Below are 24416 nucleotides of genomic sequence, written 5' to 3'. Positions count from 1 at the left end.
ATCATATTTAAATAATCCGGCGTAGTAAGAATTGATAATGTTGAAGGAGCGCAATGAGAGCGAATATTTTGTTCGGCGGTTCTGTTCTCAACTGAGGAAGCACAAAGAAACGGCGGCGCCTGTTTAATAAAACGGTGTTTTTTAATTTGTTTTAAATCCTATTCTACTGTGAATACTTGGGAGTAACAGGAATGTGGGTTAAAAATGATAATAGGGAGTGAGGGCAACCGATGATCACAAGAGAAACTTTCCTAAAAGATGTCATCATTACTTTTTTTATCGCCTTTACTTTAATCGTATATGAAGTCTTTTTATCACGCTTTTTTGCAACAATCATGGATTACAATTACGTTTTTTTAGTTGTATCATTGGCAACATTGGGTATAGGTATTGGGGGATATTTTGCCTACTCTCAAATCACAAAGCACCCTTTGCTCCGAAATCATCATATCCTTGGATGGTATGCAGTTTCCATTGCTGCAGTGATTTTTACTATGTATATATTAACGTTTGTGGGAATTTTCTTTTATGCAGGGATGGCTCTTATCCCCTTTTTCTTGGGTGGGCTGGTCCTCGCTGATTTAATGCAGAGACATCGCGATCATATTGGCCTTATGTATTTTTCTGATTTAGCAGGGGGAGGCTTAGGAGCCGTTTCTTCCATTTTTCTTATGGATAGCTTAAATCCGCTTCAAACTATAGGGTTAATATCTTTAATTGGTTTTTCAGTGTTTGTCGCATGTTATTTTGGAGAGTGGAACTTACAACAAAAACTGTTCTGGAGCACAACGTTGGCTATTCTCTTTATTAATTTCATAAATCCGTTTTATAGTTTTTTTTCATTTAAAGCTTATCAGACAAGTCCCCACAATGTTTTCCTGGATGAGAAAGAGGCAAGAGTTATCTTTACAAAATGGAATGCTTTCTCACGTACAGATGTATTTGATGCAGGTGATGATGATTTACTATATATAACGATCGATGGTGGGGCGGTTTCCCCCATTTCAAAATTTAATGGGGAACTTACTCATGTAGATTATTTGCGTAATACTACTAGTTATCTCGCTTTTCAAGGCCGGATGAAAAATCGGGCATTAATTATTGGAGGAGGAGGAGGCCAAGAGGTATTACTAGCGAAAATGACAGGTTATAAAATAATTGAGGCAGTCGATATTAATGAAGGAAGCTTCTTAGCGGTTAGGGACGTTTCCCAACTTTCAAATAATGTCTTTAAACTTCCTGGAGTGGAGCCAATCGTATCTGATGGACGAAATTATATCCGGGAGACAAACAATAAGTATGATCTTATTTATTTATCCCTCGTTAAAAAGAATACAGAGAACGGATTTGGATTGTCATTAATGGAGAATTATATTTTCACACAAGAAGCGATAGCCGAATACATGAACAAGCTGGAAGAAGGGGGGAGCCTAGGCTTTTTGGTACACGATGAAGTCGAGTTATTTAAAATGGTCTACGCTGCTAAAAAGTACTTTAAGAAACGAGGCGTACAGGAACAGGATATCAGTAAATATTTAGCGGTAATAGGGACTTACCAACACTTAGGGCATGTGGTCACTGGATTAAACGGAAGCAAAATTACCCGACCGTTGTTGATAATTGGCAAACGACCGTTTGAGTATCCAGAGGCTGTCAGTCTTTTGGCTGCGGCAAAACAGATTCAACAAATTCCAATTCATATTCCGTACGTAAACGACCAATTTATGCAGATGAATATCATGATGAAGACAGTAAAAGTTAATCTGGAAGCGAATATTGATGATATGCCCTTTTTTTATAATAAAATGGTTGGTATATCGCCAAAAATGATTATGCTGCTGGTGGCAGTTTTGTTGGTAGCCTTATTTATGGGGCGAGCATCCAAGTTATCTATAGGCACATTCACCTATTTCTCTGCAATTGCCATTGGTTTTATGATGATCGAAGTGACACTGATGCAGAAACTTGTGCTTCCCCTGGGGCATCCCACGTTGTCCTTTGTGCTGGTCTTAGGTGTTTTATTAGTTTCAGGCGGAATGGGTAGTTATTTCTCCAAGTATTGGTTTCGTTCCGAATCTAATCGATATATTCCCATACTAGTTATTGGTTTATTAGTTTTAGGAATCAATGCTGCCATGGATGGGTACAATGCGCAATCTCTTCAAATGGATGTAAATCAAAGAGTTATTGTAACCGCATTGGTTCTAGTGCCTTTGGGCTTCTTCATGGGAATGCCTTTCCCTTATGGAATGAGTCGAGTAAAAGAAAAGCATGTTGCTGCAAGTTGGGGGGTGAATGGCATTCTCACAGTCGTCGGTTCGCTTCTTGCTACCATTTTATCGTTTACATGGGGATTTTCCACAGCAATGAATGCAGGGGCTGCCATATATATCTTACTTTATGTCATCCAGCCAAAATTGAAGTTTTGAATCTAAATTACCGCAATTTCTTCACAGTTTCTACAAATACATGATTTATAATTGAACTATCTTGTCCGATAGGAGAATAGTATAAACAATAACGGATAAAGGAGATTTTAAAATAAAGGGAGAAATTGATGAAATCTTATGGAATCCTGAACGTGAAGGTAGTAATTGACTTATATTAATTAAATATACTACAATATGTAGTATATAATATAATGACTATTAGTTTGACTAATTTGAGCAACGACTGAAGCACCAGAAAAGACGATGGATGTTTGGAATGTAATCGACAGAAAAGAAAGCCGTGAGCACCTACTACAGGACTTATCGGAAGAATGGGCTCGATGGTTTGCAGATGAAATTCTCCCCCTATCCGCTAGAACAATTAAGCCAGGAACAACAAAAGAAACTTATGACCAACTTGGACTTTCTTCCAACGTACATCAACCGTAATTTGGATAGATCTATCCTATTCGCGGTGATGCATCGTATGGAACTCAAATACACCAAACCAACCTATACGTAAACACGTGGCGTAGAATTTCTTGCAAAGCCTGATAAGGAAAAATTGTTTGGTAGGAAGAGGGACCATATAAGGCCGAAGCCTTCTTGTCCCTCTTGCAACGAATCCTCACTGCGCTCCAACCGACTTAATCGTTATGTTTTGGATAATGCTCGTTTTCATAATGCAAAATTGTGGGAGAGCTTCTTGGTGGTAAGTAAAGCTGGACTTGAACTTTTTTCCCTCCTTATAGCCCAAAACTCCACATTGTTAAAGGGCTAAAGTTGGATGTCATCAATAATGTGGTTTATCACACGACCGCTGAGATTCATAAGAATGTTAAACATCATGGCAACACTATAAAGGACGTTGAATATCATTGATCGTCATGCCTCCGTATGTAGTATCATGGCTCAACTTATGTTGCATTCCCAATAGGTTCTTATTTCATTATAAAGGAGTTCAAACAATGAAAAAAAAGTCTAGATGGTTTAAATGGCAGGTTGGTGGCTTCTTGACGCTGATCCTATCGCTGATTTTAAATACAATTCGAACGGATCCTGCATTTGCTATAGCACAACAAAAAGCTAGCTAATTGATCAAATATCAGAGAGTAACAATACAGAGAAGTGAAAGGGAATTACCGATTCCTGCAGTTTAGTACTGGAGGATATCAAGGCGGAATTAGTCTGAATGACCCTGGACGTTTTATTTTTACTTATGTACGGAATATGCCTGATCTGGTAGAAGCCTTTCATACCTTTTCTCAGAATGTATACATGATTAGCTACTGAGGCCGGGGAACAAGCTGCCGTCGATCCGGGAAGCGGCAGAAGCGTTTGGCTGCAGCCGAAATACGGTGATTCGGGCATACGGGGAGCTCGAGAAGAGGCACCGGATCTATGCTGTGCCCCAGAGCGGCTATTATATCGCGCACCGCAGCCCAGGCGGGGAGGATCCGAGAGGCGCGGCGGAGGTGCATGACATCATCGATTTCGAGTGGGCAGGACCGGACCGGAGCGCCATGCCATACCGGGACTTCCAGCACTGCATGAACGAGGCCATCGAGCGGTACCGCGAGGACATGTTCACGAACTCGGAGGGGCAGGGCCTCGCTTCGCTCGGGCTCCAACTGGCCTGGCATTTGCAGGAGTTCACGGCTCCGGAGCGAATCTATGTGGTGACTGGCTCTCAGCAGGCGCTGCATTTGCTGGTGGGGCTGCCTTTTCCGAACGGCAAGGGGAACATTGTCGTGGAACAGCCGGTGCATGCTGGCATGGTCGAATCGCTTCGGGGATATGGAGGCAAAGTGCACGGCATCACGTACGAGGAAGGAGGCATGGATCTGGAGCGGCTGGAGGCGCTGTTCCGGGACGGGGACGTCAAGTTCTTCTACACTGTCTCGCGGTTCCACAACCCAACCGGGTACAGCCACACGAACAAAGCCCGCAAGCGCATGGTGGAGCTGGCGCAGCGGTATTACGTGTACATCGTCGAGGATGATTACATGGGCGACCTGGATGGAGATCCGAGGAACGACCCCATGTTCGCTTACGATCCGTCCGGGTGGGTCATCTATGTAAAAAGCTTCTCCAAAGTCATGCTTCCCGGTCTGCGCCTCGGGCTGCGGGAAGGGTTCCTGCGGGCGAAGGCTACCGCAGACGTACATTCGCCGCTGCTGCCGCAGGGGCGCTCGAGGTGTACCTAGAGAGCGGCATGTTCGCCGCCCACATCGGCCGGATGCGGGAGATCTACCGCCGCAAAGCGGTGCTGCTGCAGGAAGCATATCGCAAGCATCTGCCGCAGGGAACGACTTACACCCGATCGTCCTCCGGCTTCTATACCACGATCGGGTTGCCGGCTCCGCTCCGGGCGCAGGCGGCGGCCGACCACCTGCTGCAGCGCGGCGTGCGGGTCGATCCGGCCCAGCGCATGTACCTGCCGGAGTTCCGGCAGGAGGATGTCCTCCGGCGGCGTCTCACAGGTGGAGGAAGGACTCATCGAACCCGGCATCCTGGCCATCGGTGACGGAATCCGGGAACTGCTCCGGCAGCGCACGGGAGTGAGGTTTGTGGAGCGGGGGTAGGTTATTTCCTTTATAGGGGTCCCGCCAGGGTCCCGCCAACATTTTAACGAAAATATACGCTATGCCTTCGGATGTGACCGGCTTAGCGTTTCTTCTTACTCTAAGCAAAAGCAAATCTGACGATTTCAGATGGACCCAATAGTTGGTGGTTAGTACAAACTCCTAAAAATACCGCCCGTACAATTTCTCTTCGCCGTTCACCACGAAGCTGAGCATAAATCTGTGTGGTGGATGCTTTTTCGTGCCCAAGCATCCCTGGATAACTCCAGCGGTCACTCCGGGAGATGGGACGCATTGAAAAAACGATCTTCATCATGGGTTATCTTTCAAGTGAAGCAATGCGGCGAAGAATAAACCGGGGGGAAGCCATGAACGCATTGGCTAGAGCGATCTTTTTTGGCAAACATGGAGAGCTGCGGGAACGTGCGCTACAAGATCAACTCCAGCGAGCCAGTGCGCTGAACATTATCATTAATGCGATTAGCGGTTGGAATACAGTCTATCTCCAGCAAGCAACAGAACACCGCAAAAAGCAAGGTAAGCTTCAGGAAGAACTGCTAAACCATATTTCTCCCCTTGGATGGGAGCATATCAATTTCTTGGGCGAATACAAATTCAATTTTAAGCAGAATACATCTCTAAATTCATTGCGACCGCTTAAACAAAAGGAAGTTGAATAACAGATTGTCCGGGCGGTGTAACCCAGACAATCTGGCTTAGAGTAAGAAAAACACCAAGCTGGTCACGTTCGAAGGCTTAGCGTATATTTTCGTTAAAATGTTGGCGCGACCCCGTAAAATAAGTATAATCATCAGCGAACCGAAGGATGTTGACCGTCTCATAACTTCCTTCCGCCGTTTTGCGTCCCGATGAGGGCTTATATAGGCTGCAATTAACATTCAAGTCAGTAGAGGGTAGGCTCATTTTTCGCTGCTGTTATAATATCTTACCAGCATAAGCAGATTCATGTAAGTTTCCCTTGGCATGAAGGCCAATAGTACGAATGTCCTTTAGCGGCGGTAGGCCGAAGAACCGTTTATATTCGCGGTTGAACTGTGTTAGACTTTCATATCCGACCTCGAAAGCGGCTGAAGTGACATCAATATCGTCGGTAAGCAAAATTCTGCGCACTTCCTGAAGCCGGAGTTGCTTCTGATACTGGATCGGGCTCAGCGAATGTAGCTGTAATATCTGACGGTCGTGAATTTCAAATGCTTGATCCGTTAAATCTTGTGTTAGATCGAGTAAATAAGCAACTAAAGTAGCATATTTCTTGGGGTCATCGAAACGACGGAAGGACTGCGGTTCATACCTTGCCCCGATTTTGGAGAGCTGACGTAATCGGTTTGGATGGATTCCTTTTGTATCGATTTGAAGCTGGACTTTTCGTATATATTCCAGTTTTTCAATGATCTTAAGGAAAGCATCTGGGGAACAGGTGCCTGGTACTTCTCTTAGCCATGCCAGATACGTTTTGTTGCTCTCCGGCATTGGGGATAGGATGTTTTCAAGTTTATCGATCTGTTCCACTGATAAGGAAGAAATAAGCATTTTATATATTTTCTCCTCGGCCCGTTGCCTCACTTCCCACACAACCCGTTCGATTGTAGTCATCCCAGGTATAATGATTTTCTGTTTTCGCAATTCATCAAGGGCTACACGGATTAAATACATATAGTTACCATTTTCAAACGAAAAATTCAGCATGATATTGGATAAGAACCGATATTCACGGAGCGTGAAATTCCGGTACCCATAAGTTTGCCGAATCTCCTCCATATGTTCTCGTCTAGTCGGTTCCCGTTGGGCATAAAGGGGAAATACATCAGGCGCCACGCCAACCTGCTTGGAAATGTAGCTTATTACAGAATCCGGTATGTGTTTCAAATCAGATAAAGACCATCCTAGATAACGCAGGATGGCTAATTGAACGGCAAAGCCTAATCGGTTATGATCACGGCGATGTTTATTGATGATATCGAGATCGTGTTGCGAAAATGTATACGTACCTAAATCCCAATCGTCGTCTGAAGGGATTTGCATAAATTCTGCGCGCTGTGTAATGTTAATAATTCCTTTCCTCTCAACGGTTACACACCTTTCACTAAAATCAGAAGTTCAGTCAATAGGAGATTTTCAGGTCACCTGAAGACTTTGTGTAGTCTTATTCCGGTTTGTAAGTGTTTGATAGATTTTTACTTTAGATACACCGGTTCGTTCTGTTATTTCCTTAATGGTGTACTTTTCACTATCGTAAAGTGTAAGAGCCATGTCAATTTTGTTTTTATCCATTGGAGGACGACCGCCTTTCCTGCCTCTCGCACGTGCAGCCTGTAATCCAGCAATGGTTCGCTCTCGGATTGTCTCTGCTTCCATCTCCGCCAGTCCAGCCATGATAGCAAAGAAAAGTTTTCCGGCAGGTGTACTCGTATCAACACCAAGAGTAATGATCTGCAGTCCAATCCCTCTTTCCTGAAGGCCATGCGATAATTCGATTAGTTGCCGCGTGGTTCTTCCCAAACGATCCAGCTTCCAAATGACAAGCGTATCACCTGGTCTCAAATATTCTAGGCAACGGGTCAGCTCCACTCGATCACTTTTCTTCCCAGAAGCCTTCTCCTCAAATATTCGCTCGCAGCCAGCAGCTTTTAACGTGTCGATCTGTAGGTTCAGTGATTGATCAGCTGTCGAGACACGAGCATAACCAATTTTGGCCACATGAATATCTCCTTTTTGTCTATTAAACATAATTCAACAGGCTGATATATAATAAAACGCAGACGCGGCGGCACATCGTGGTTTTTGTGATTTAACTAGAGGGTAGCATATTCAACTTCTTGAAGGGAAATAATGATCCTTGACCATGTACCATGGTACATGGTTTATACTTTATTTAGAGGTGATGCAAATGAATTATCGCTCCGGAGATATTTCTAAATTGTGTAACGTTAACAAAGAAACATTAAGATATTACGAACGAAAAGGTTTGATTCATGAACCAGTAAGATCGGATGCTGGCTACAGGCTTTATCCGGAAGATACGATAAACCGAATCATGTTCATTAAACGGATACAGGAGCTTGGTTTTACATTGTCTGAAATTGATAAATTGCTTGGTGTTGTTGATAAAGACGATGTGAGATGTGCGGATATGAATGATTTCGTTGTTCAAAAGCTGGAAGATGTTCAGTCGAAAATTAGAGACTTTCAACGAATCGAAACGATGCTAAAAGATTTAAAAGACCGCTGTCCAGATGAAAAAGCGATACACGAATGCCCAATCATCGAAGCGCTCATTGACAATAATCAAAAGGAAAAGGAGGAAGTCCAATGAAAGAAAATGCGAAAAAAATAGGTTGGGGCTTTTTAGCTCTGCTTTCCTGTCCTTGCCATCTCGTTTTGATTCTCCCTTTACTTGCGGGAACTACGCTTGGAGTATATTTTGCTGTCCATCAAACAGCCGTCAGTGTTATTTTGGGAATCGTATTTGTGATTTCTCTTGTCATGATGTTTAAACGAGCCAGCAAACAAGCAAAAACCGATGAATCACACGATTGCTGCTCAGTTCCAGAGCGAAAATGAGGTGAATGATTTTGAGAGAAAAAATGACTAGCTTGGTAACGGTATTTTCAGCTTTTCTTATGTCCGGCTGTTGTCTCGGGCCCTTAATTCTCATTCCGCTTGGGTTATCAGGTTTTGCAGGAACGCTTGCAATTTTTTCAATCAAGTACCAACTGTTTCTTATGGTCATGACGTTATTATTTCTTGGTGTATCGTTTTATTTGGTTTATGGACGAAAATGCAAAAAGAAAAGTACGGTCATCACATTATGGATATCGACCGTTTTGGTTTTAGGAGCATTTTTATATTTATGGTTGGCTGAAAGTGGACTGTTATAAGAAAGAGGTGTGTTACGTGAGAGCAACAATGGGAATTATGATGTTATTAACTCTTTTATTATTGGGTACTGCTTGTGGTAACAATGAAAAAACGGTGGAAGCTGCAGCTGGTCAAAGTACACCACCCGTTGCAAATGGATCAGCGACGTTCACGGTGACGGGACTTGATTGCTGCCCGCCTTCAGTGATTCAAGATTTAATTTCAAAGGTCGAGGGGGTTAGCAAAGTAGACATTGAACCCATGGGAAACAAAGGGAAAGTCACGGTTTCCTTTTATGATAAAAAAACTGATTTAAAGCAGATTCAAACATCGGTTACAAAATATGGATTTGGCGTAAAAGGAGGATAAAAAATGAAAAAGTACCGTATACATGTGCAAGGCATGACTTGTACCGGCTGTGAAGAGCACGTTGCAACGGCACTTGAAAGCATTGGAGCTGCGTATATTGAGGCGAGCTTTCGCCGCAATGAAGCCACGTTTGAATTACCGGATGACGTTGCGATCGAAACAGCCCAAAAAGCCATCAACGAGTCAAAATATCAATCCGGAGATGTGGAAGTTATCGAATCCCATGATGCTCCGGTTCTCGGCGATGAGGGTGACTATGATTTTCTTATCATCGGTTCCGGTGGGGCAGCGTTTTCCGCCGCGATTCAAGCGGTCGAACATGGTGCAAAAGTGGCGATCATCGAGCGAGGAACGGTAGGCGGAACCTGCGTAAATGTGGGCTGCGTGCCATCGAAAACCCTGCTGCGTGCCGGTGAAATCAATCACTTAGCCAAAAATAACCCTTTCTTGGGGCTAACTACATCTGCAGGAACGGTGGATTTGGCAGAGCTAGTGAAACAAAAAAATGAACTTGTAACCGAAATGCGTGAACAAAAGTATGAACATTTGATTGGTGAGTACGGATTTGAACTCATTCGCGGAGAGGCAAAGTTCGTTGATGAAAAAACCATCGTGGTGGGTGGACGAAAGCTTACCGCGAAACGATTTTTAATTGCGACAGGAGCTTCACCATCGATTCCGGATATTCCAGGATTAAAAGACGCTAACTATTTAACAAGTACGTCACTGCTTAACCTTAAAGAATTGCCCAAAAGACTTGCTGTGATTGGTTCAGGTTATATTGCACTGGAATTAGGTCAGTTGTTTCATAATTTAGGGTCAGAAGTTACGCTGTTGCAAAGAAGTCCTCGGTTATTAAAAGAGTATGACCCTGAAATTTCCGAATCTGTGACAAAAGCAGTCACCGAGCAAGGGATGAATCTGATTACCGGTGTCACGTTTGAGCGCGTTGAAAATAATGGGGATTTGAAACAAATTCATATTTCAGTAAACGGCGAAAAGAAAGTCATCGAAGCCGAGCAGCTGCTTATAGCAACCGGCAGAAAACCAAATACCGAAGCACTGAATCTTCGTGCCGCGAACGTCATTATTGGTTCCAAAGGCGAAATCGTGGTTGATGATTTTTTAAAAACCTCAAATCCTAGGATTTACGCCGCAGGCGATGTGACGATGGGTTCGCAGTTTGTGTACGTGGCTGCCTATGAAGGACGCATCGCGGCGGATAATGCAGTTGGTGGGTTAGAGAAAAAAGTAAACCTTGAAACTGTTCCGGGGGTCACGTTCACTTCACCGGCGGTGGCGACAGTGGGACTTACAGAAGAGCAAGCCAAGGCAAAAGGATATGAGGTGCAGACTTCTGTTCTTCCTTTGGATTCGGTTCCTAGAGCACTTGTAAATCGCGAAACTACAGGCGTTTTTAAATTAGTTGCTGACTCCAAGTCGTTCAAGGTGCTTGGCGTTCATATTGTCGCCGAAAATGCAGGAGATGTGATTTACGCCGCCACACTTGCTGTAAAATTCGGTTTAACGGTTGAAGATTTACGCGACAGCCTAGCTCCATATTTAACTATGGCTGAAGGATTAAAACTGGTGGCTCTTACGTTTAATAAAGATATATCCAAATTATCCTGTTGCGCTGGATAAGGTATATTATCTGTGGTAATTCACATGGTTGGGGAGAACGATTCCAATAAACTACAGGCTGCCCAGGCAGCCTGTTTTTGCGCATATATGGCTATTGAATCTTATAAATATACCTTAGCGTACGTTTTCCGCGTTTTGTTGGCGGTACCCTAAAATGAACTTTCCACAAGTGAGTATTTATTACATTTATATCCATGTGTTTGCGGGTGGTGTCAGCTACGCTGGTATTACCCCTACATGCAGTAAAAACATCGTGTGGGTATAGTGTACCGTCCTTTCCTATTCTGGGGAACGTGATACGCTTCAAAAGTGGGCCGTGCAGAAGGGCGAGCAGGGTCTTGAAGCTTATCGCGAGGAGAAGAATGCCATAAGCATGGACGGAATTATTACCTCAATCGGTCAGAAATTGATCTAAACATGGTTAGGAGATATCAAACCTTTAAGGTCGCAACTCAACGGTCACGATAGTTCAATAAACTAACAGGCTGCCATGACAGCCTGTTTTTGTGCACTTATCGGCGAATGATCCAATAAATACACCTTAGAGTACGATATTCGCGTAATGTTGGCCGGACCCTGGCCGGATCCCTGTATTGACTAGAAATGCGCGATGGAAACCAAGCAGGTCGTGTTGAAAATTCAAATGCCAATCGGGAATTACAGCTGCCTGCGGCGCAGCTGGGGCTGGTCCAACTTTCCGATATCGTTTTACATGTAGACATCATCGGTGACATCTCAATAACAACCAGGACTCTTGCGGGATGTTGTGACGGGCACTCCGGATGATCGTGAGGATAAATTATTGTACATGATAGAAACGGACATTAACCATCAAATTTCATAACTTGGGTCCTTCTTAACTAAAGTTTGGTAAAACTATCGACCCATCCTTTTTACCATATATTCGTTATGAAAGTCTTTTACATCGGCCTCGGCGGGTGGTACTTGATTGGAATATATAAAAGCATGGCTGACTATAACCAATACATTTCGGACATTTTCGATCTCACCAATAGGTTGACCATCCATAAATTTAGTTAATTCTTGTCTCCATTCTCCCATAATCATTCACTGATGTTAGACTAGAAACTGGACACCGAGAAACGAGAATGCGACAATAAACTCAACAAAGTCGAGGTGTCCGAGATGAGAAAGAAATACGATAAAGAATTCAAAAGAGAAACGGTGAAAATGATTCAGGAACAGGGAAAGCCGGTGGCTCAGGTAGCGAGGGAGCTAGAGTTGTCCGACAATACCTTGTACCGCTGGATGAGCGAATTCAAGCAGGATTCCGGTAATGCTTTTCGTGGCAGTGGCAATTTAAAGGTCGAAGACAAGAACCAAGCTGACCTGCAGAAGCGGATCCGGCAGCTTGAAATGGAGAACGACATCTTAAAAAAAGCCATGCACATCTTCGCAAAAGACCAGAAATAGTCTACTTGTTTATCCACAACCACCGCTCGAATTATCCGGTTTTGGAGATGTGCAGAGTCTTAGAAGTATCCCGGAGTGGTTATTATGAATGGACGAAGCGATCAGAAAGTGCTCAAAAGAAGCTACGAAAAGAGCTAGAAACGCTTATTCGGCATGCCTTCCTCAACTCCAGATGTTTGTATGGGAGTCCTAAGATCAATCAAGTCCTGAAGCAGCAAGGTGTACAGGTAGCGGAGAAAACCGTAGCCCGCATCATGAAAGAACTAGGCTTGAAGTCGCGTACGGTCCGTAAATACAAAGCGACCACGAACTCGAACCACAGCCTTCCCGTCCATGAGAATGTGCTGAATCAAAAGTTCAAGGCAGAAGCCCCTAACCAAGTGTGGATGACAGACATCACCTATCTCCACACCGATGAAGGATGGGTCTATTTAGCCAGCGTGATGGACTTATATACCCGTAAGATTATCGGCTGAAAAGCCAGTGAACGAATGACCAAAGAGTTAGTCATACAAGCCTTAGACCAAGCCTACAGCCGCCAAAAACCGAACACAGGTGACGTGTTACACCATTCCGACCGTGGCAGCCAGTATGCCTCTGTGGACTACCAAGAGCGTTTGAAAACGTACGGGATCAAGTCCAGTATGAGCCGCAAAGGCAACTGCTACGATAATGCGTGTATCGAATCCTTTCATAACGTGCTGAAGAAAGAACTCATTTATTTAGAGAAATTCAAGACGCGTCAACAAGCCTACCGTGAACTTTTTGAATACATCGAATACTTCTACAACCGCAAACGAATCCATTCTTCTATTGTCTATTCAACGCCGGATCAGCAAGAACGTATGTACCGTAAGGCTGTGTAACTTTCTCGATTCTTTGTGTCCAATCTATTGACAGAGGTCCACACCATCACCTCCAACCAAGTATAGTTTATACCATTAATTATCACACAACCCTTTTAGATATTTTACCAAGTAACCCATGCTGGCATGGACTAAACAACAAAAAATCTGGATTGAGAGCGGAAGTAAAAAGCATTATCTACAAATATGAATTCATCATTAAAATCATTAATAATTTCATATGCGATACTATTTTCACTATGAATCTCTACTGGTGATTGGAAAATAATGCTATTAAAAAAATCGGCGCTGGTTTTAATTTCTATACGGTGGATTTGTATTTCGGATCGAAAAAAATAGGATCCCTCCACAAAAATGGTTTGGTCATCGTAGCTTATTATAATAGCTTCAGTAATAAGTGAATGATGATTATTAACGATCATAACAGGTGTTCTAAAGAGTACGCAACGTAACAATTCTGCATCGTTACTCACTGTTCTACCATAGTTTTGCAAGAAATCCACCTCACAACATTTATTTAGGTTCCCACGTAGGTTCAAACATTTTCCTTACCTTTTCTGGAAGTTGCCGTTTGTAATGATCGGGAATGTGAGGATAGCAATAGGTCATTTTTTGGCGGTTTAGTTTCGTAATTTGTCCTAAAGCACCCCATTCCTCGGATGATAGTTCATTCTGGCAGATTATGCAATGATGTGCTTCCCTTAACGCCGGCTGAAGAGTTTTTTGGTCAGGATCTTTTGAACCAGGTTCATTATTTATTAAATGCTTCAGAGCCGGGTTATTGCCCCAGTCGTTTTTTCGATAAGGGGCTAAATCACGCCATCCCATTTGCCACTTATCGACTGCATGGATAAAAGCGCGATTTACAGCCAGATCCAAGGCGGAAGATAGTTGATCTTCTAATAATGCTTTACCGGCTTCGAGCTTTTGTAGCCCAAAACCATCACGGAAATAATGCCCAATATGTACACGAACCACTGCCTTTACGTAATGGCCTGAGAGATTAATATCGGTGTCCCGCAGCTCAAGATTCCAGCGGCTGCTGGTAGCTTGCTCGATGCGGTCGGTATACACCTGATTAGGAATATAAGCCATACCCCCACCCTGAAATTGTACAGTACCTGGAGGGAATGCCATTTTAAGCTCGTTGACAATCTTCTCATAATCCAGATCCATGAACTACAACCTCTCTTTCTAATGGCTATCAAATTCCCGTATATAGGCATCGAATTGATGATAAACTTTAAGTGCTTTTTCTACACGCCCAGGTAGCTCATGCTGCATTTGCAAAAAATAAGTAATACCGCTGTCTGTAATCGAGTAATACCGGTTAAAACGTTTATCAGTATCCCACCAGCGATTGACATGTCCATTATCAAATAAGAACTGCAGCCGCGTTGTCAAATAGGCATTATTAACGCCGGTACCTTCAAGTTTCCGGAGGATGAATTGCTCCATTTGGTTGTTATACTGTTTACCCTGCTGCTGCAGGACGCCCAAGACCATAAAATCAATGACTTGCTGGACTTTAACGACACTACCCAAGGTTTCAAGCTTTTCTTCCGGATTTGTATTTCTCAAATTGTCCCACTCCTTATCCAGGTCGCCCAGGAGAATGATATAAGCCCAAGCACCGTATGTTTATCTCTATTATACACCATAACTACTTGTTAACGAAATACTTGTTTCCATCTCTTTAAATAGACTGGGTTGCAACATACGATGGTGGTTATTCATATTTAGACCATTCCGACGTCTTGGATCTTTACTAGGAATCTAGACTCCACTTCGAAACCTCTTATCGATTTATATACTTAACCCGTATCTATATTTTTGCTAAGTTTAGATCCAGTTACAGAATCTAATTCTTCAACTTAATCCGTACGTAGTTACAAAAAGGGGGGTTGGGGGGCGGGAAGGGCGCTACGCGCAAAACCAGTTGGAAAGGAAGGTCAATACCAAATGGTAACAAAATAGATAGGCAGAATTAGACGTATTACCTTGATATGAAAATCCTGCCCAACTACCATAAGGATAGGAAGAAGGTATAGTTACAGGATCAGCAAGCAGTCTGAGACGGAGTATCGTATCCAATGACATATAAATAGATGGAAACAAGTATTTTGTTAACAAGTGGATTGTCGCTATAGATCAAATTATGCTGCTGTTGATAGAAAATAAAATAGAAAACTGATGTTTCCAAGTTGCCCCTAACATCGGTTCCCACTTGCGGTGTGCCTGCAAGCATCTGTTTCGCGCTCCCGTTGCTCCGATCGCACCGCGCACTCCTTATCGACAGCATCCGGTTTGGCAAGCTGCAGCTGCCCGGAAAATAATAAAGTTTTAGACTAATAAAGCAGTAGACTGAGGGCATCGCTAAACTAAAGGGCATAAGATTGTGGTGGAACGGCTATTTATTATCGCTCACTATTTTGCCAGAGAATAAGTCCACTTCACCTAGAATATGATGTGTAGAGAAATCTAAAGAGGTGAGCCAATGGCAGTCGTAAAAGCTAGGAAACAGGATATTGATATGTTGGCTAGGTTGCTTCGAGCTGAAGCTGAGACCGAAGGCGAAATGGGCATGCTCCTTGTTGGAAATGTTGGCATTAACCGAATAAGAGCGAATTGTTCCGATTTTAAAGGAATCCGGATAATTCCCCAAATGGTCAACCAGCCGCATGCGTTCGAAGCATTGCAACATGGTATGTACTATCAAAACGCAAGAGAGAGGGAACGCCGTCTGGCGCAACGGACTGTGAATGGGGAGCGGAATTGGCCAAGCAAATTCTCCCTATGGTATTTCCGTCCAGGAACGTTCGAAAATCCCGGACCATGTCCACCAACTTGGTATAATCAGCCGTTCGTAGGACGATGGAAGAAGCACTGTTTTTATGAACCGACCCCGAAAGAATGTGAAAATGTATATAATACTTTTTAATTTTATAAACGTAAAGAGCTGAGGATCTCAACCTGGCTTGTCACAACCATGTGTCGGTTGACAAGAACTTTATCTCATTAAGTGCCGCGTAAATCGCGGCTTCTTTGGGTTTAGTGGAATAAAGTTGTTGTCACGGTCATTATTCGGAAACTATACCAATGTGACAGGCCGTCCGATGTCGGATGACAAGAACATTAGACTAACGATGCTTCTTTAATGGGGTAGTACCAGCGTAGCTGACACTACCCGCAAACGCCTGTAAAACACTGGTAAATACGTTCCGGAAAGTTCCTAAAAGAGTGAGTATCGGAACTAATAGATTAAAATTGTAGGGATAATCCCATCATTTGCCTCAAGATATGAAGGAAAAAGGCACATATTCTGTTTCCAAAAACATATTCGGAACTTACTACTTTTTCCTCAAAATCCATTTACAAATTCTTATCTTTATTAAATAATCAAATAATTATATACTCATTTACAAATGAATAGGAGTGTGAGAAAATGAGTAAAAAGAAGCATGTTTATTTTATATGTTACCAGAATCGTTGCCGCAGCCAAATGGCTGAAGCCTTTGCCAAATATTACGCGGGCGAGCATGTTGTCGCGGAAAGCGCCGGGCTTGAGGCAAGTGAAATTCATCCTTTAACCATTGAAGTCATGAAAGAGGTGGGTATCGATATTTCGCAGAATGCCTCTAAAAAACTGAACATGAAAACTTTTATGGCGGCGAATGCTATTGTTAAGCTATGTGAACAAGTTGCAGAAAAGTGTCCAGTTGTACCCTTCAATATCATCAACATGGAGTGGAACATCAAAGACCCTTTAGCTATTGAAGGGCGCACCATCGAAGACGTGAGAGTAGCGCGCGACGAGATCAGGGAGAAAGTCCTTGATCTATTAAAAGGGATGGATATCCCGGTCGCTTAAAAGGAGAATAACGCATGAGTCAGATTGAAGAGATGGCCGATGTATGCAAACTGCTAGGGGATAAAAACAGATTGACAATCGTTGCTTTGCTGAATGAGAAAGAGCTATGTGTGTGTGAAATTGTTGACATTTTGCAAACGAGCCAACCGAACATTAGCCAGCATATGCGTAAATTAAAAGACGGCGGGCTCGTTAAGGAAACCAAAAAAGGCCAGTGGGTGTATTATTCTTTGCGGATTCAAGACAAACCTTATGTCGCCGAAATTCTTAAACAAATTCCTTCCCAACAAGACAAGATCAATTCGTTGGTTTGTGAAGAAAATGAGTGTTGTACTTAATTCAGGAGGGTTTGTATGGTTGTTGTTGCATTTCTTATTTTTTTAGTGACCTTGATATTCGTTATCTGGCAGCCTAAGGGCCTAAATATCGGTTGGTCTGCCATGGGTGGAGCTGTCCTTGCCTTACTATGTGGGGTTGTAAGTTTTGGGGATGTGGGGGATGTTACACTCATTGTGTGGAATGCGACGTTGGCATTTGTTGCGATCATATTCATATCCCTCATCCTGGATGAGATCGGTTTTTTTGAATGGGCAGCACTGCATATGGCGCGGATGGCGAAGGGTAACGGCATTACAATGTTCATTTATGTCATCCTGCTTGGAGCTGCCGTTGCCGCGCTGTTCGCTAACGATGGAGCTGCGCTCATTTTAACGCCAATCGTTCTTGCCATGGTCAGGGCGCTGAAATTCGATGACCGGATGGTCCTGCCATTCATTATGGCTAGCGGTTTTATCGCCGATACGACATCGCTGCCTTTGGTTGTGAGCAACCTAGTCAATATCGTATCTGCCGATTACTTCGGCATCGGTTTCGTTGAGTACGCAAGCCGGATGGTCGTTCCCAGCATGGTCTCACTAGCCGCGAGTACCCTAGTCCTTTACCTGTTCTTTCGGAAAAGCATTCCGAAACACTATGATGTGCAGGATTTAAAACAGCCGTTAGCTGCGATTAAAGATATGAGGCTTTTTCGGTTATCCTGGATGATCCTAGCAGTGCTCCTACTGGGCTATTTTTTAAGTGAATTCATCCATGTTCCTGTTTCTATCATTGCCGGCATTGCGGCTCTGTTCTTTATTATTGCGGCTCGACGAAGCCCTGCCATTGAAACAGCACGGATCATTAAAAATGCCCCTTGGGCGGTCGTTGTATTCTCTATCGGCATGTATGTTGTTGTCTATGGGTTACGCAATGTCGGCCTTACGGATCAATTGGGTATCCTCATACAAGCGGTTGCGGATAGGGGACTGTTTGCAGCAACTCTGGGTATGGGTTTTATCGCTGCCCTATTGTCTTCCGTTATGAACAATATGCCAACGGTTATGATCGATGCATTAGCGATCAAAGGTACCAACACGGGCGGTGTGGTTCGGGAAGCCCTGATATATGCAAACGTGATCGGATCGGATCTTGGCCCCAAAATCACGCCCATAGGTTCGCTGGCTACATTGCTATGGCTTCATGTGCTAGCGGCTAAAGGCGTTAAAATTACATGGGGAACTTATTTTAAAATGGGTATCATCCTAACGGTTCCAACGTTATTCATTACGTTAACTGGGCTCTATGGTTGGCTTTGGTTAATCTCATAAATCATGAAAAGAGGCAACTTGTATGAACAAAAAATTAGTGTACTTTCTTTGCACTGGCAACTCATGCCGCAGCCAGATAGCCGATGGTTTTTTACAGGCTTTAGGCGGAGAGCATTATGAAGTGAAGAGTGCAGGATTGGAAGCACATGGTTTAAACCCCCGCGCTGTCCAGGTTATGAAAGAAACAGGCGTGGATATCAGTAAACAGACGTCCAATGTGATTGATCCGGAGATCTTAAATCGAGCAGATTTTGTGGTTACCTTGTGTGGGCATGCCGATGAGCACTGCCCGGTAATTACCAACAAACAGGTAGTGAAATGGCACTGGGGATTTGACGATCCGGCCAAAGCAACAGGAACCGAAGAGGAAATCATGGACAAATTCCGTGAAGTCCGGGACGCAATTAAGTCACGAATCGAGAAATTTATAGCCGAAGGAAAGTAAGAGGTGGTTGTGATGATTAAAAGAATGCATGTTGCCATAAATTGTACGGACTTGGAAAAATCCCTGGCTTTTTATCGCAATTTTTTTGGGGTAGATCCTACGAAAACCAAGGATAATTATGCGAAATTCGAATTGGAAGAACCAGCTTTGCACTTTTCCCTGAACGTCCGTCCTTTTGGAAAAGAAGGGGTATTGAACCACCTAGGTTTTCAAGTGAATGGTACCGAAGAAGTGTTGGCCATGGGCGAACGGTTGCGGCAGTCAGGCTTGCTCCTTATTGACGAGATGAATACCACCTGCTGCTATGCGGTCCAAGATAAAGTTTGGGTGTATGACCCCGATGGGAACGCTTGGGAGATTTTTTACACGAAAGAAGATTCGGAGTTCGAGTCAGCTGGGGAAGCCCAGGATTTATCTTTGTGCTGTGCGCCGCCATCGGCACCGGTTGCCATTGAGTTTGGGTCTTTCAAAAGAGGGGTGTAGCCGATGCCATCGGAGAGAACATACCAGGCCTTAATAGAAGGAAGGGTATACATGGGTGGAGCTGCCGATGTGGAATCGATGGTGAAGAACGAAGGTATCGAAGTCATCGTTGATCTTCGCGGAGAAGCTACGGAATGTGCCTATCTAGATGCAAATGTCGAATGGATACAAATTCCGTTAGGTGACCAAGCAAGCGTGCCTCAAGATGAAGGCTTTCAAAAGGCTATCGATACGGTTACAGAGGCCTATCACCGAAACAAGAAGGTTGCTTTTCATTGTGGTGGAGGAAAAGGCAGAACCGGTACGGTAGCAGCGGGGACATTGCTTGCATTGGGGCTATCCCACACCGTCGATGAAGCTGAAACGAAAGCAAAGCATATCCGGAACGTTATCGATATTAAACCTTCACAAAGGGAAAGCCTGTATATATTATTTCCAAATGACAAATAAGATATTAAAAAAGGAAGCCACTCATTCAGAGTGGTTTCTGTTTCGTTAAAGGCTTGCTTGATCAGCGGTAACGTATATTGGTCTATCTTCAAGTTAATATTTGCAAAATGCAATCATTTATTGTATAACTGGTTTATGAGGTGAAGCCTAATGGAAAATACTCGTGAAATATTTCAAATCATGACTAGGCGTTTTGGTTTTCTCAATAAAAACTGTTGCTGTTCGGCTGGTGGCTTCGATATTTCCTTAATCCATAGCCACATTCTCTATGAAATCGACCATCAGCATAAACCTTCCATCCAGCAGGTATCAGAGGCATTAGGCACCGATATAACGACCTTTAGCCGACAAGTCCAATCCTTAATCAAGATGAATTTAGTGAAAAAAACGCCCAGTCCTAATGACCGAAGAGTTTTCATTCTTTCTTTAACAACCGAAGGAAAATATGTGGCTACAACGATTGACCAACAAATGAATGCTTATCTCAATGAAATTTTTTCTCACATGAACGAATTTGAAAAAGAGACGGTTATTCGCTCTATTAAGTTGTTGAATGAAGCAATGGCGAAGTCTAGCCAATGCTGCACAACACCTTTGGGCTAGTTTCTTTTTATATAATACTTGTATATTACAAATAATATTTAAGGAGAATGGTATGAACAGAGTATGGGACACCATTGTTATTGGAGGCGGGCAGGCTGGGCTTGCTTCTGGGTACCACTTGCAAAAGAAAGGGTTGCAATTTTTGATTTTAGAAGCGCGCCAGCAGGCGGTCGGTTCTTGGCCCAACTATTATGATAGTCTCAAATTGTTCTCTCCCGCGCGTTTTTCATCTTTACCGGGGATGCGGATTTCAGCGTCTGCAGAAAGCTATCCGCTGAAAGAAGAAGTCATTCGTTACTTGGCAGCTTATTCGAAAAAGTTTCAATTACCGATTGTGGCCAATCAACAAGTGGAGCATGTCCAAAAAAATAATGGAGTGTTCGAGATTCGCTCCAGGACTGGGGAGTCCTATCTATCTAAAACGATCATAAATGCGTCGGGCTCCTTCCATAGCCCATATACCCCCACAATTAAGGGTCGGGATGAATTTCAGGGACAAATCCTGCATTCATCCAAGTACCGGAATCCAGATCCATTTGCAAATCAAAGGGTTGTAGTTGTCGGCCGTGGGAATTCGGCTGTTCAGATTGCAGTTGAGCTGTCTGAGGTAAGCCAAACCTCCTTAGCTGTTCTCCGGCCCGTTCAATTTATGAAACAAAGGGTATGGGGCCATGACCTGCACTTCTGGATAAAAATATTTGGTCTCGATACTTTTCCATTCTGGCGGTTTGGTAAGAATGCACCCAGCCCAAGTTCAGTAATTGATTTGGGCTTATACAAGGAACGTTTAGCGGCAGGCAAACCAGATCAACAACCTATGTTTCATTCACTGTTTTCCAACGGAGTAATTTGGCCGGACGGAAAGAAGGAAGCTGTGGACACGATTATCTTTGCCACGGGATATCGGCCAAATCTTGGGTACCTAAAGGATATAGGAGCGTTGGATCCCGAAGGGAGGCCATTACAAATAGCGGGCGTTAGCGCCAAAGTTCCAGGGATTTACTATGTGGGTTTGGAAGGGCAGCGTTCATTTGCTTCTGCAACATTGAGAGGAGTTGGTGCCGATGCGCTGTATGTAGTGCGGCAATTGATGCGTCATTTATAAAAATGGAATCTTCATTAGTTCCCAGATTACAGGAACATCAAGTTGTTTTTAAAATTTAATTAGAGGAGTGTTTATTCATGAATCAAATACAAGACGATCAAATTCGCCAAAATGTACGCAGCAGGTACAAAGAAATTGCTATACAACCAGCTGCCGCTAGTTCGGGCTGTTGCGAGAAGCCAGTGAATGTTGAAGAAATGTCCGCCCGACTCGGCTACTCTGAGGAAGAATTAACGATCGCTCCAGACGGCTCAAATCTTGGTCTTGGTTGTGGAAATCCGCAAACGATAGCCGCGCTGAGACCGGGAGAGGTTGTATTGGATCTTGGCAGTGGCGGTGGTTTTGATTGTTTCTTAGCATCCCGCCAAGTGGGAGAATCTGGCCGCATTATCGGGGTGGATATGACTCCGGAAATGATTAGCCGTGCACGGGGAAACGCCATCCAAGGTGGATATACAAATACTGATTATCGGTTGGGGGAAATTGAACATTTGCCAGTTGCGGATCAAACGGTGGATGTGATTATATCGAACTGTGTGATCAATCTGTCCCCAGCGAAGCAGCAAGTATTTGACGAAGCTTATCGTGTCTTGCGTTCCGGTGGGCGTCTTGCCATTTCAGATATTGTCACGACTGCTGAACTTCCAATAGAAATTAAGAACGATATGGACGTACTTTATTCAGGGTGTATCTCTGGTGCATCGTCTGTTGAGGCAATAAAAAATATGTTAACAGCAAGCGGATTTATCAATGTAGTGATTGAGCCGAAAGACGAATCAAAGTCGTTTATCAAAGATTGGGTTCCTGGAGCGAATATAGAGCAGTACATCGTGTCAGCGGTTATAGCAGGAATCAAGCCATAGAATAAATCTGTTAAATGTTGGATCTCAGCTTTTTAATAAGGCGAAGAATTAATTTCCATTTTAACCCATACGTTTGCGGGTAGTGTCAGCTACGCTGGTACTACCCCTTAATGCTACCATGAAAATTCATTTTTATCCTCTGTGGTGAAGTTCTGGTCTTGCGCTGCATGAATGGCTAACCTTATATTACGAACGGGTACGATAGTTCAATACACTAACAGGCTGCCATGACAGACAGCCTGTTAGTGCGCACGTATTGGCGAATGATCCAATAAATATACCTTAGCGTACGTTATCCGCGTTTTGTTGGCGGGGTCCCTTAATCAGCGCATAATGAGCGTATAGCCACATCAAATCACCACCCATAGGTATTTGTGAAATTTAACTTTTATCTGTTTTTGGTCTACCACTTTTGTTCGGTGAACGGAGTGTTAAAAACACCTGTTCAGATGTACTCTTAATACCTTTCCAAATTGTGTCTTCATTCAAAATATCGTCGCTTTCTTCGCTATAATGATCTGTAATTTCTTTCAAAGTCCAGTTTTGGATTTGGTATCGAACCAACCACTTGAAATGTTCTAAGCTTCTTTTCTCCTTACTTTTAACGTATCCATTGTTTTCAAGAAGCTTTTCCGATCGTTCCCTGTACATTCTTTTATAAGCAGAGAACCATTCATCTAATTGATTCTCAAAATCCTTCCATGTTTCACTTCTCGGATCCCACCCTTTTCCAGAAAACCAATCATGTGGTTCGTAATTTTCAAAATTTTCTCCGGCTGCCATTCTTTTTATTATGTTTGTTTTATTTGAATCAAAATTAAGTATCTCTTCGAAATGATAAAGTGTTGTTTCTTTGCTCTTTAATAAAGAGATGGATAAATCATTAGGGGCAAAGACAAAAGGGAGGGCATCATCAAAAAAAGAATTTCGTAATTTATTAGTATGACCAAGAGTCTCAGTAAGCACATCCTCGTCTAAATCGTCCTCTAAGTATAAAGAATCAATAAGTGAAATTACTTCCTCATATGGTTTGTTCCTAAAGGTGCTCCAATATTGCTCTAACGGCATCCCTACTTGTTTGGTAAATTTTTTTGCATCAGTTACTCTTTTCTTTCTTTCTGTTTCTAAGGTATCCTCAAAGTAACTTGATACCGCCCATAGTGCCAGTTGGGTATAGAACTCACTAGGACTAGTTAAGTTAAATCGTAATGTCCAGTCCAGTAATCCCTGTTGTAATTCTCTGAATCCTTTGAATTCTTCTGAGGTATTTGAATCTCTCACTAAGTGCCAATAGGATGGAGAATGGGTGGTATGGTCAAACCTCTTTGTTATAAACCATTTATAGGCAATTTCATATGAACCAAGAAGTTGTTCAAGTGCTTTAACGCACTCTGGAGCTAAATCCTCAATCAAATTGATAAAATGCGATAAAGTTTCGTATTGCTTGGTGCTTGTAATAACGGGGGAATTTTCTTCCTTGATTCGTTCTGGGTGATAATATAAACCATTCTTCATTTCTAAGTCGCCTCCTTGAATGATATCTTACAACTTCTTATCTTTATCTTAGGCGAAGTTATGTAAGAGAACCATGAAATGACTTGGATTTTCGTAAATCAATAATTTTAGCATACTTAATCGATATTTCCAGCACTCATTAGCTTCTCCGATAAAGAGATTACTTCCATCGAAGAAGTGTATAGTAAAACCAAAGTAATCAATAGCGAAGCACCTTTCTCTTTAATCA

At 43.1% G+C, this 24416-nt stretch carries 26 protein-coding genes and 2 pseudogenes; 22 read left to right on the top strand and 6 right to left on the bottom strand.

What is annotated here, in order from left to right; translation table 11 throughout:
- Positions 1-230: 230 nt before the first annotated feature.
- The 6 genes and pseudogenes from G9U52_RS25530 to G9U52_RS25520 all read left to right on the top strand — a co-directional run.
- Positions 231-2429, top strand: a complete 2199-nt coding sequence (locus G9U52_RS25530; protein WP_166153491.1) for a spermidine synthase family protein — start codon at positions 231-233, stop codon at positions 2427-2429.
- A gap of 264 nt (positions 2430-2693) precedes the next feature.
- Complete coding sequence (locus G9U52_RS39385) at positions 2694-2879, top strand: hypothetical protein (RefSeq protein WP_207953193.1); 186 nt, start codon at positions 2694-2696, stop codon at positions 2877-2879.
- Between the two features lie 518 nt (positions 2880-3397).
- Positions 3398-3523, top strand: a complete 126-nt coding sequence (locus G9U52_RS41010) for a hypothetical protein (protein ID WP_279538745.1) — start codon at positions 3398-3400, stop codon at positions 3521-3523.
- Positions 3524-3718: 195 nt separating this feature from the next.
- Complete coding sequence (locus G9U52_RS25525) at positions 3719-4636, top strand: aminotransferase-like domain-containing protein (protein ID WP_279538753.1); 918 nt, start codon at positions 3719-3721, stop codon at positions 4634-4636.
- Positions 4627-4956, top strand: a complete 330-nt coding sequence (locus G9U52_RS40260; protein ID WP_243767555.1) for a hypothetical protein — start codon at positions 4627-4629, stop codon at positions 4954-4956. Before G9U52_RS25525 ends, G9U52_RS40260 begins: the two co-directional genes overlap by 10 nt.
- A 321-nt stretch (positions 4957-5277) precedes the next feature.
- A pseudogene (locus G9U52_RS25520) lies at positions 5278-5694 on the top strand (Tn3 family transposase); the annotation flags it as partial.
- 256 nt (positions 5695-5950) lie between these two features.
- Here the strand turns inward: G9U52_RS25520 and G9U52_RS25515 are convergent.
- The gene (locus tag G9U52_RS25515) at positions 5951-7057 is read right to left on the bottom strand and encodes a helix-turn-helix domain-containing protein (protein ID WP_311764926.1); all 1107 of its coding nucleotides are present in this window, start codon (positions 7055-7057) and stop codon (positions 5951-5953) included.
- A 93-nt stretch (positions 7058-7150) separates the two neighbouring features.
- The gene (locus G9U52_RS25510) at positions 7151-7732 is read right to left on the bottom strand and encodes a recombinase family protein (protein WP_166153490.1); all 582 of its coding nucleotides are present in this window, start codon (positions 7730-7732) and stop codon (positions 7151-7153) included.
- Between the two features lie 190 nt (positions 7733-7922).
- Between G9U52_RS25510 and merR the strand changes: the two genes are divergently transcribed.
- The 6 genes and pseudogenes from merR (at position 7923) to G9U52_RS25480 (ending at position 13206) form a co-directional block, all read left to right on the top strand.
- Positions 7923-8348: a mercury resistance transcriptional regulator MerR gene (merR, locus tag G9U52_RS25505; RefSeq protein WP_166153489.1), complete on the top strand. Its 426-nt coding sequence runs from the start codon at positions 7923-7925 to the stop codon at positions 8346-8348.
- Positions 8345-8596 (top strand): transporter, encoded by a 252-nt coding sequence (locus tag G9U52_RS25500; protein WP_166153488.1) that lies wholly within the window; start codon positions 8345-8347, stop codon positions 8594-8596. Before merR ends, G9U52_RS25500 begins: the two co-directional genes overlap by 4 nt.
- Before the next feature lie 11 nt (positions 8597-8607).
- Complete coding sequence (gene merT, locus G9U52_RS25495; protein ID WP_166153487.1) at positions 8608-8913, top strand: mercuric transport protein MerT; 306 nt, start codon at positions 8608-8610, stop codon at positions 8911-8913.
- A gap of 16 nt (positions 8914-8929) precedes the next feature.
- Positions 8930-9262, top strand: coding sequence for a mercury resistance system substrate-binding protein MerP (merP, locus tag G9U52_RS25490; RefSeq protein ID WP_166153486.1), 333 nt, complete (start codon positions 8930-8932; stop codon positions 9260-9262).
- A 3-nt stretch (positions 9263-9265) separates the two neighbouring features.
- Positions 9266-10906, top strand: a complete 1641-nt coding sequence (gene merA / locus G9U52_RS25485; RefSeq protein WP_166153485.1) for a mercury(II) reductase — start codon at positions 9266-9268, stop codon at positions 10904-10906.
- A gap of 1146 nt (positions 10907-12052) precedes the next feature.
- A pseudogene (locus tag G9U52_RS25480) lies at positions 12053-13206 on the top strand (IS3 family transposase).
- 131 nt (positions 13207-13337) lie between these two features.
- Here the strand turns inward: G9U52_RS25480 and G9U52_RS25475 are convergent.
- The 3 genes from G9U52_RS25475 to G9U52_RS25465 are packed head-to-tail and all read right to left on the bottom strand — an operon-like array spanning position 13338 to position 14787.
- Positions 13338-13700: a hypothetical protein gene (locus tag G9U52_RS25475; RefSeq protein WP_166153484.1), complete on the bottom strand. Its 363-nt coding sequence runs from the start codon at positions 13698-13700 to the stop codon at positions 13338-13340.
- 19 nt (positions 13701-13719) lie between these two features.
- On the bottom strand, positions 13720-14382 hold the full coding sequence (locus G9U52_RS25470) for a hypothetical protein (RefSeq protein ID WP_166153483.1): 663 nt from the start codon (positions 14380-14382) through the stop codon (positions 13720-13722).
- An 18-nt stretch (positions 14383-14400) separates the two neighbouring features.
- Positions 14401-14787 carry a helix-turn-helix transcriptional regulator gene (locus G9U52_RS25465; protein WP_166153482.1) on the bottom strand — a complete coding sequence of 129 codons (387 nt, stop codon included), beginning with the start codon at positions 14785-14787 and terminating at the stop codon, positions 14401-14403.
- 916 nt (positions 14788-15703) lie between these two features.
- On the opposite strand from G9U52_RS25465, the gene G9U52_RS25460 reads away from it, so the two are divergent.
- From G9U52_RS25460 to G9U52_RS25415, 10 genes are all read left to right on the top strand, one after another.
- Positions 15704-16147: a cell wall hydrolase gene (locus G9U52_RS25460; RefSeq protein WP_166153481.1), complete on the top strand. Its 444-nt coding sequence runs from the start codon at positions 15704-15706 to the stop codon at positions 16145-16147.
- A 504-nt stretch (positions 16148-16651) separates the two neighbouring features.
- Positions 16652-17077 carry an arsenate reductase ArsC gene (locus G9U52_RS25455; protein ID WP_166153480.1) on the top strand — a complete coding sequence of 142 codons (426 nt, stop codon included), beginning with the start codon at positions 16652-16654 and terminating at the stop codon, positions 17075-17077.
- Between the two features lie 14 nt (positions 17078-17091).
- A complete protein-coding gene (locus G9U52_RS25450) occupies positions 17092-17415 on the top strand; it encodes an ArsR/SmtB family transcription factor (RefSeq protein WP_166153479.1) in 324 nt (107 codons plus the stop codon).
- A gap of 15 nt (positions 17416-17430) precedes the next feature.
- Positions 17431-18723, top strand: a complete 1293-nt coding sequence (locus G9U52_RS25445) for an arsenic transporter (RefSeq protein WP_166153478.1) — start codon at positions 17431-17433, stop codon at positions 18721-18723.
- Between the two features lie 22 nt (positions 18724-18745).
- Positions 18746-19168, top strand: a complete 423-nt coding sequence (gene arsC, locus G9U52_RS25440; protein ID WP_166153477.1) for an arsenate reductase (thioredoxin) — start codon at positions 18746-18748, stop codon at positions 19166-19168.
- A gap of 15 nt (positions 19169-19183) precedes the next feature.
- On the top strand, positions 19184-19651 hold the full coding sequence (locus G9U52_RS25435) for an ArsI/CadI family heavy metal resistance metalloenzyme (protein WP_375790288.1): 468 nt from the start codon (positions 19184-19186) through the stop codon (positions 19649-19651).
- Between the two features lie 3 nt (positions 19652-19654).
- A complete protein-coding gene (locus G9U52_RS25430) occupies positions 19655-20101 on the top strand; it encodes a protein-tyrosine phosphatase family protein (protein WP_166153475.1) in 447 nt (148 codons plus the stop codon).
- 150 nt (positions 20102-20251) lie between these two features.
- Positions 20252-20704 carry a MarR family winged helix-turn-helix transcriptional regulator gene (locus G9U52_RS25425; protein ID WP_166153474.1) on the top strand — a complete coding sequence of 151 codons (453 nt, stop codon included), beginning with the start codon at positions 20252-20254 and terminating at the stop codon, positions 20702-20704.
- Between the two features lie 52 nt (positions 20705-20756).
- Positions 20757-21809, top strand: a complete 1053-nt coding sequence (locus tag G9U52_RS25420) for a flavin-containing monooxygenase (protein WP_166153473.1) — start codon at positions 20757-20759, stop codon at positions 21807-21809.
- Positions 21810-21886: 77 nt separating this feature from the next.
- On the top strand, positions 21887-22672 hold the full coding sequence (locus G9U52_RS25415; protein WP_166153472.1) for an arsenite methyltransferase: 786 nt from the start codon (positions 21887-21889) through the stop codon (positions 22670-22672).
- Between the two features lie 381 nt (positions 22673-23053).
- Here G9U52_RS25415 and G9U52_RS25410 read toward each other — a convergent pair whose 3' ends face one another.
- Complete coding sequence (locus tag G9U52_RS25410) at positions 23054-24187, bottom strand: hypothetical protein (protein ID WP_166153471.1); 1134 nt, start codon at positions 24185-24187, stop codon at positions 23054-23056.
- Between the last annotated feature and the right edge of the window lie 229 nt (positions 24188-24416).

The sequence above is a fragment of the Paenibacillus agricola genome (assembly GCF_011440305.1).
GTDB classification, from domain to species: domain Bacteria; phylum Bacillota; class Bacilli; order Paenibacillales; family NBRC-103111; genus Paenibacillus_S; species Paenibacillus_S agricola.
Note: the sequence above shows the minus strand (reverse complement) of the source record. Positions and strands in the feature narration are given on the sequence as shown.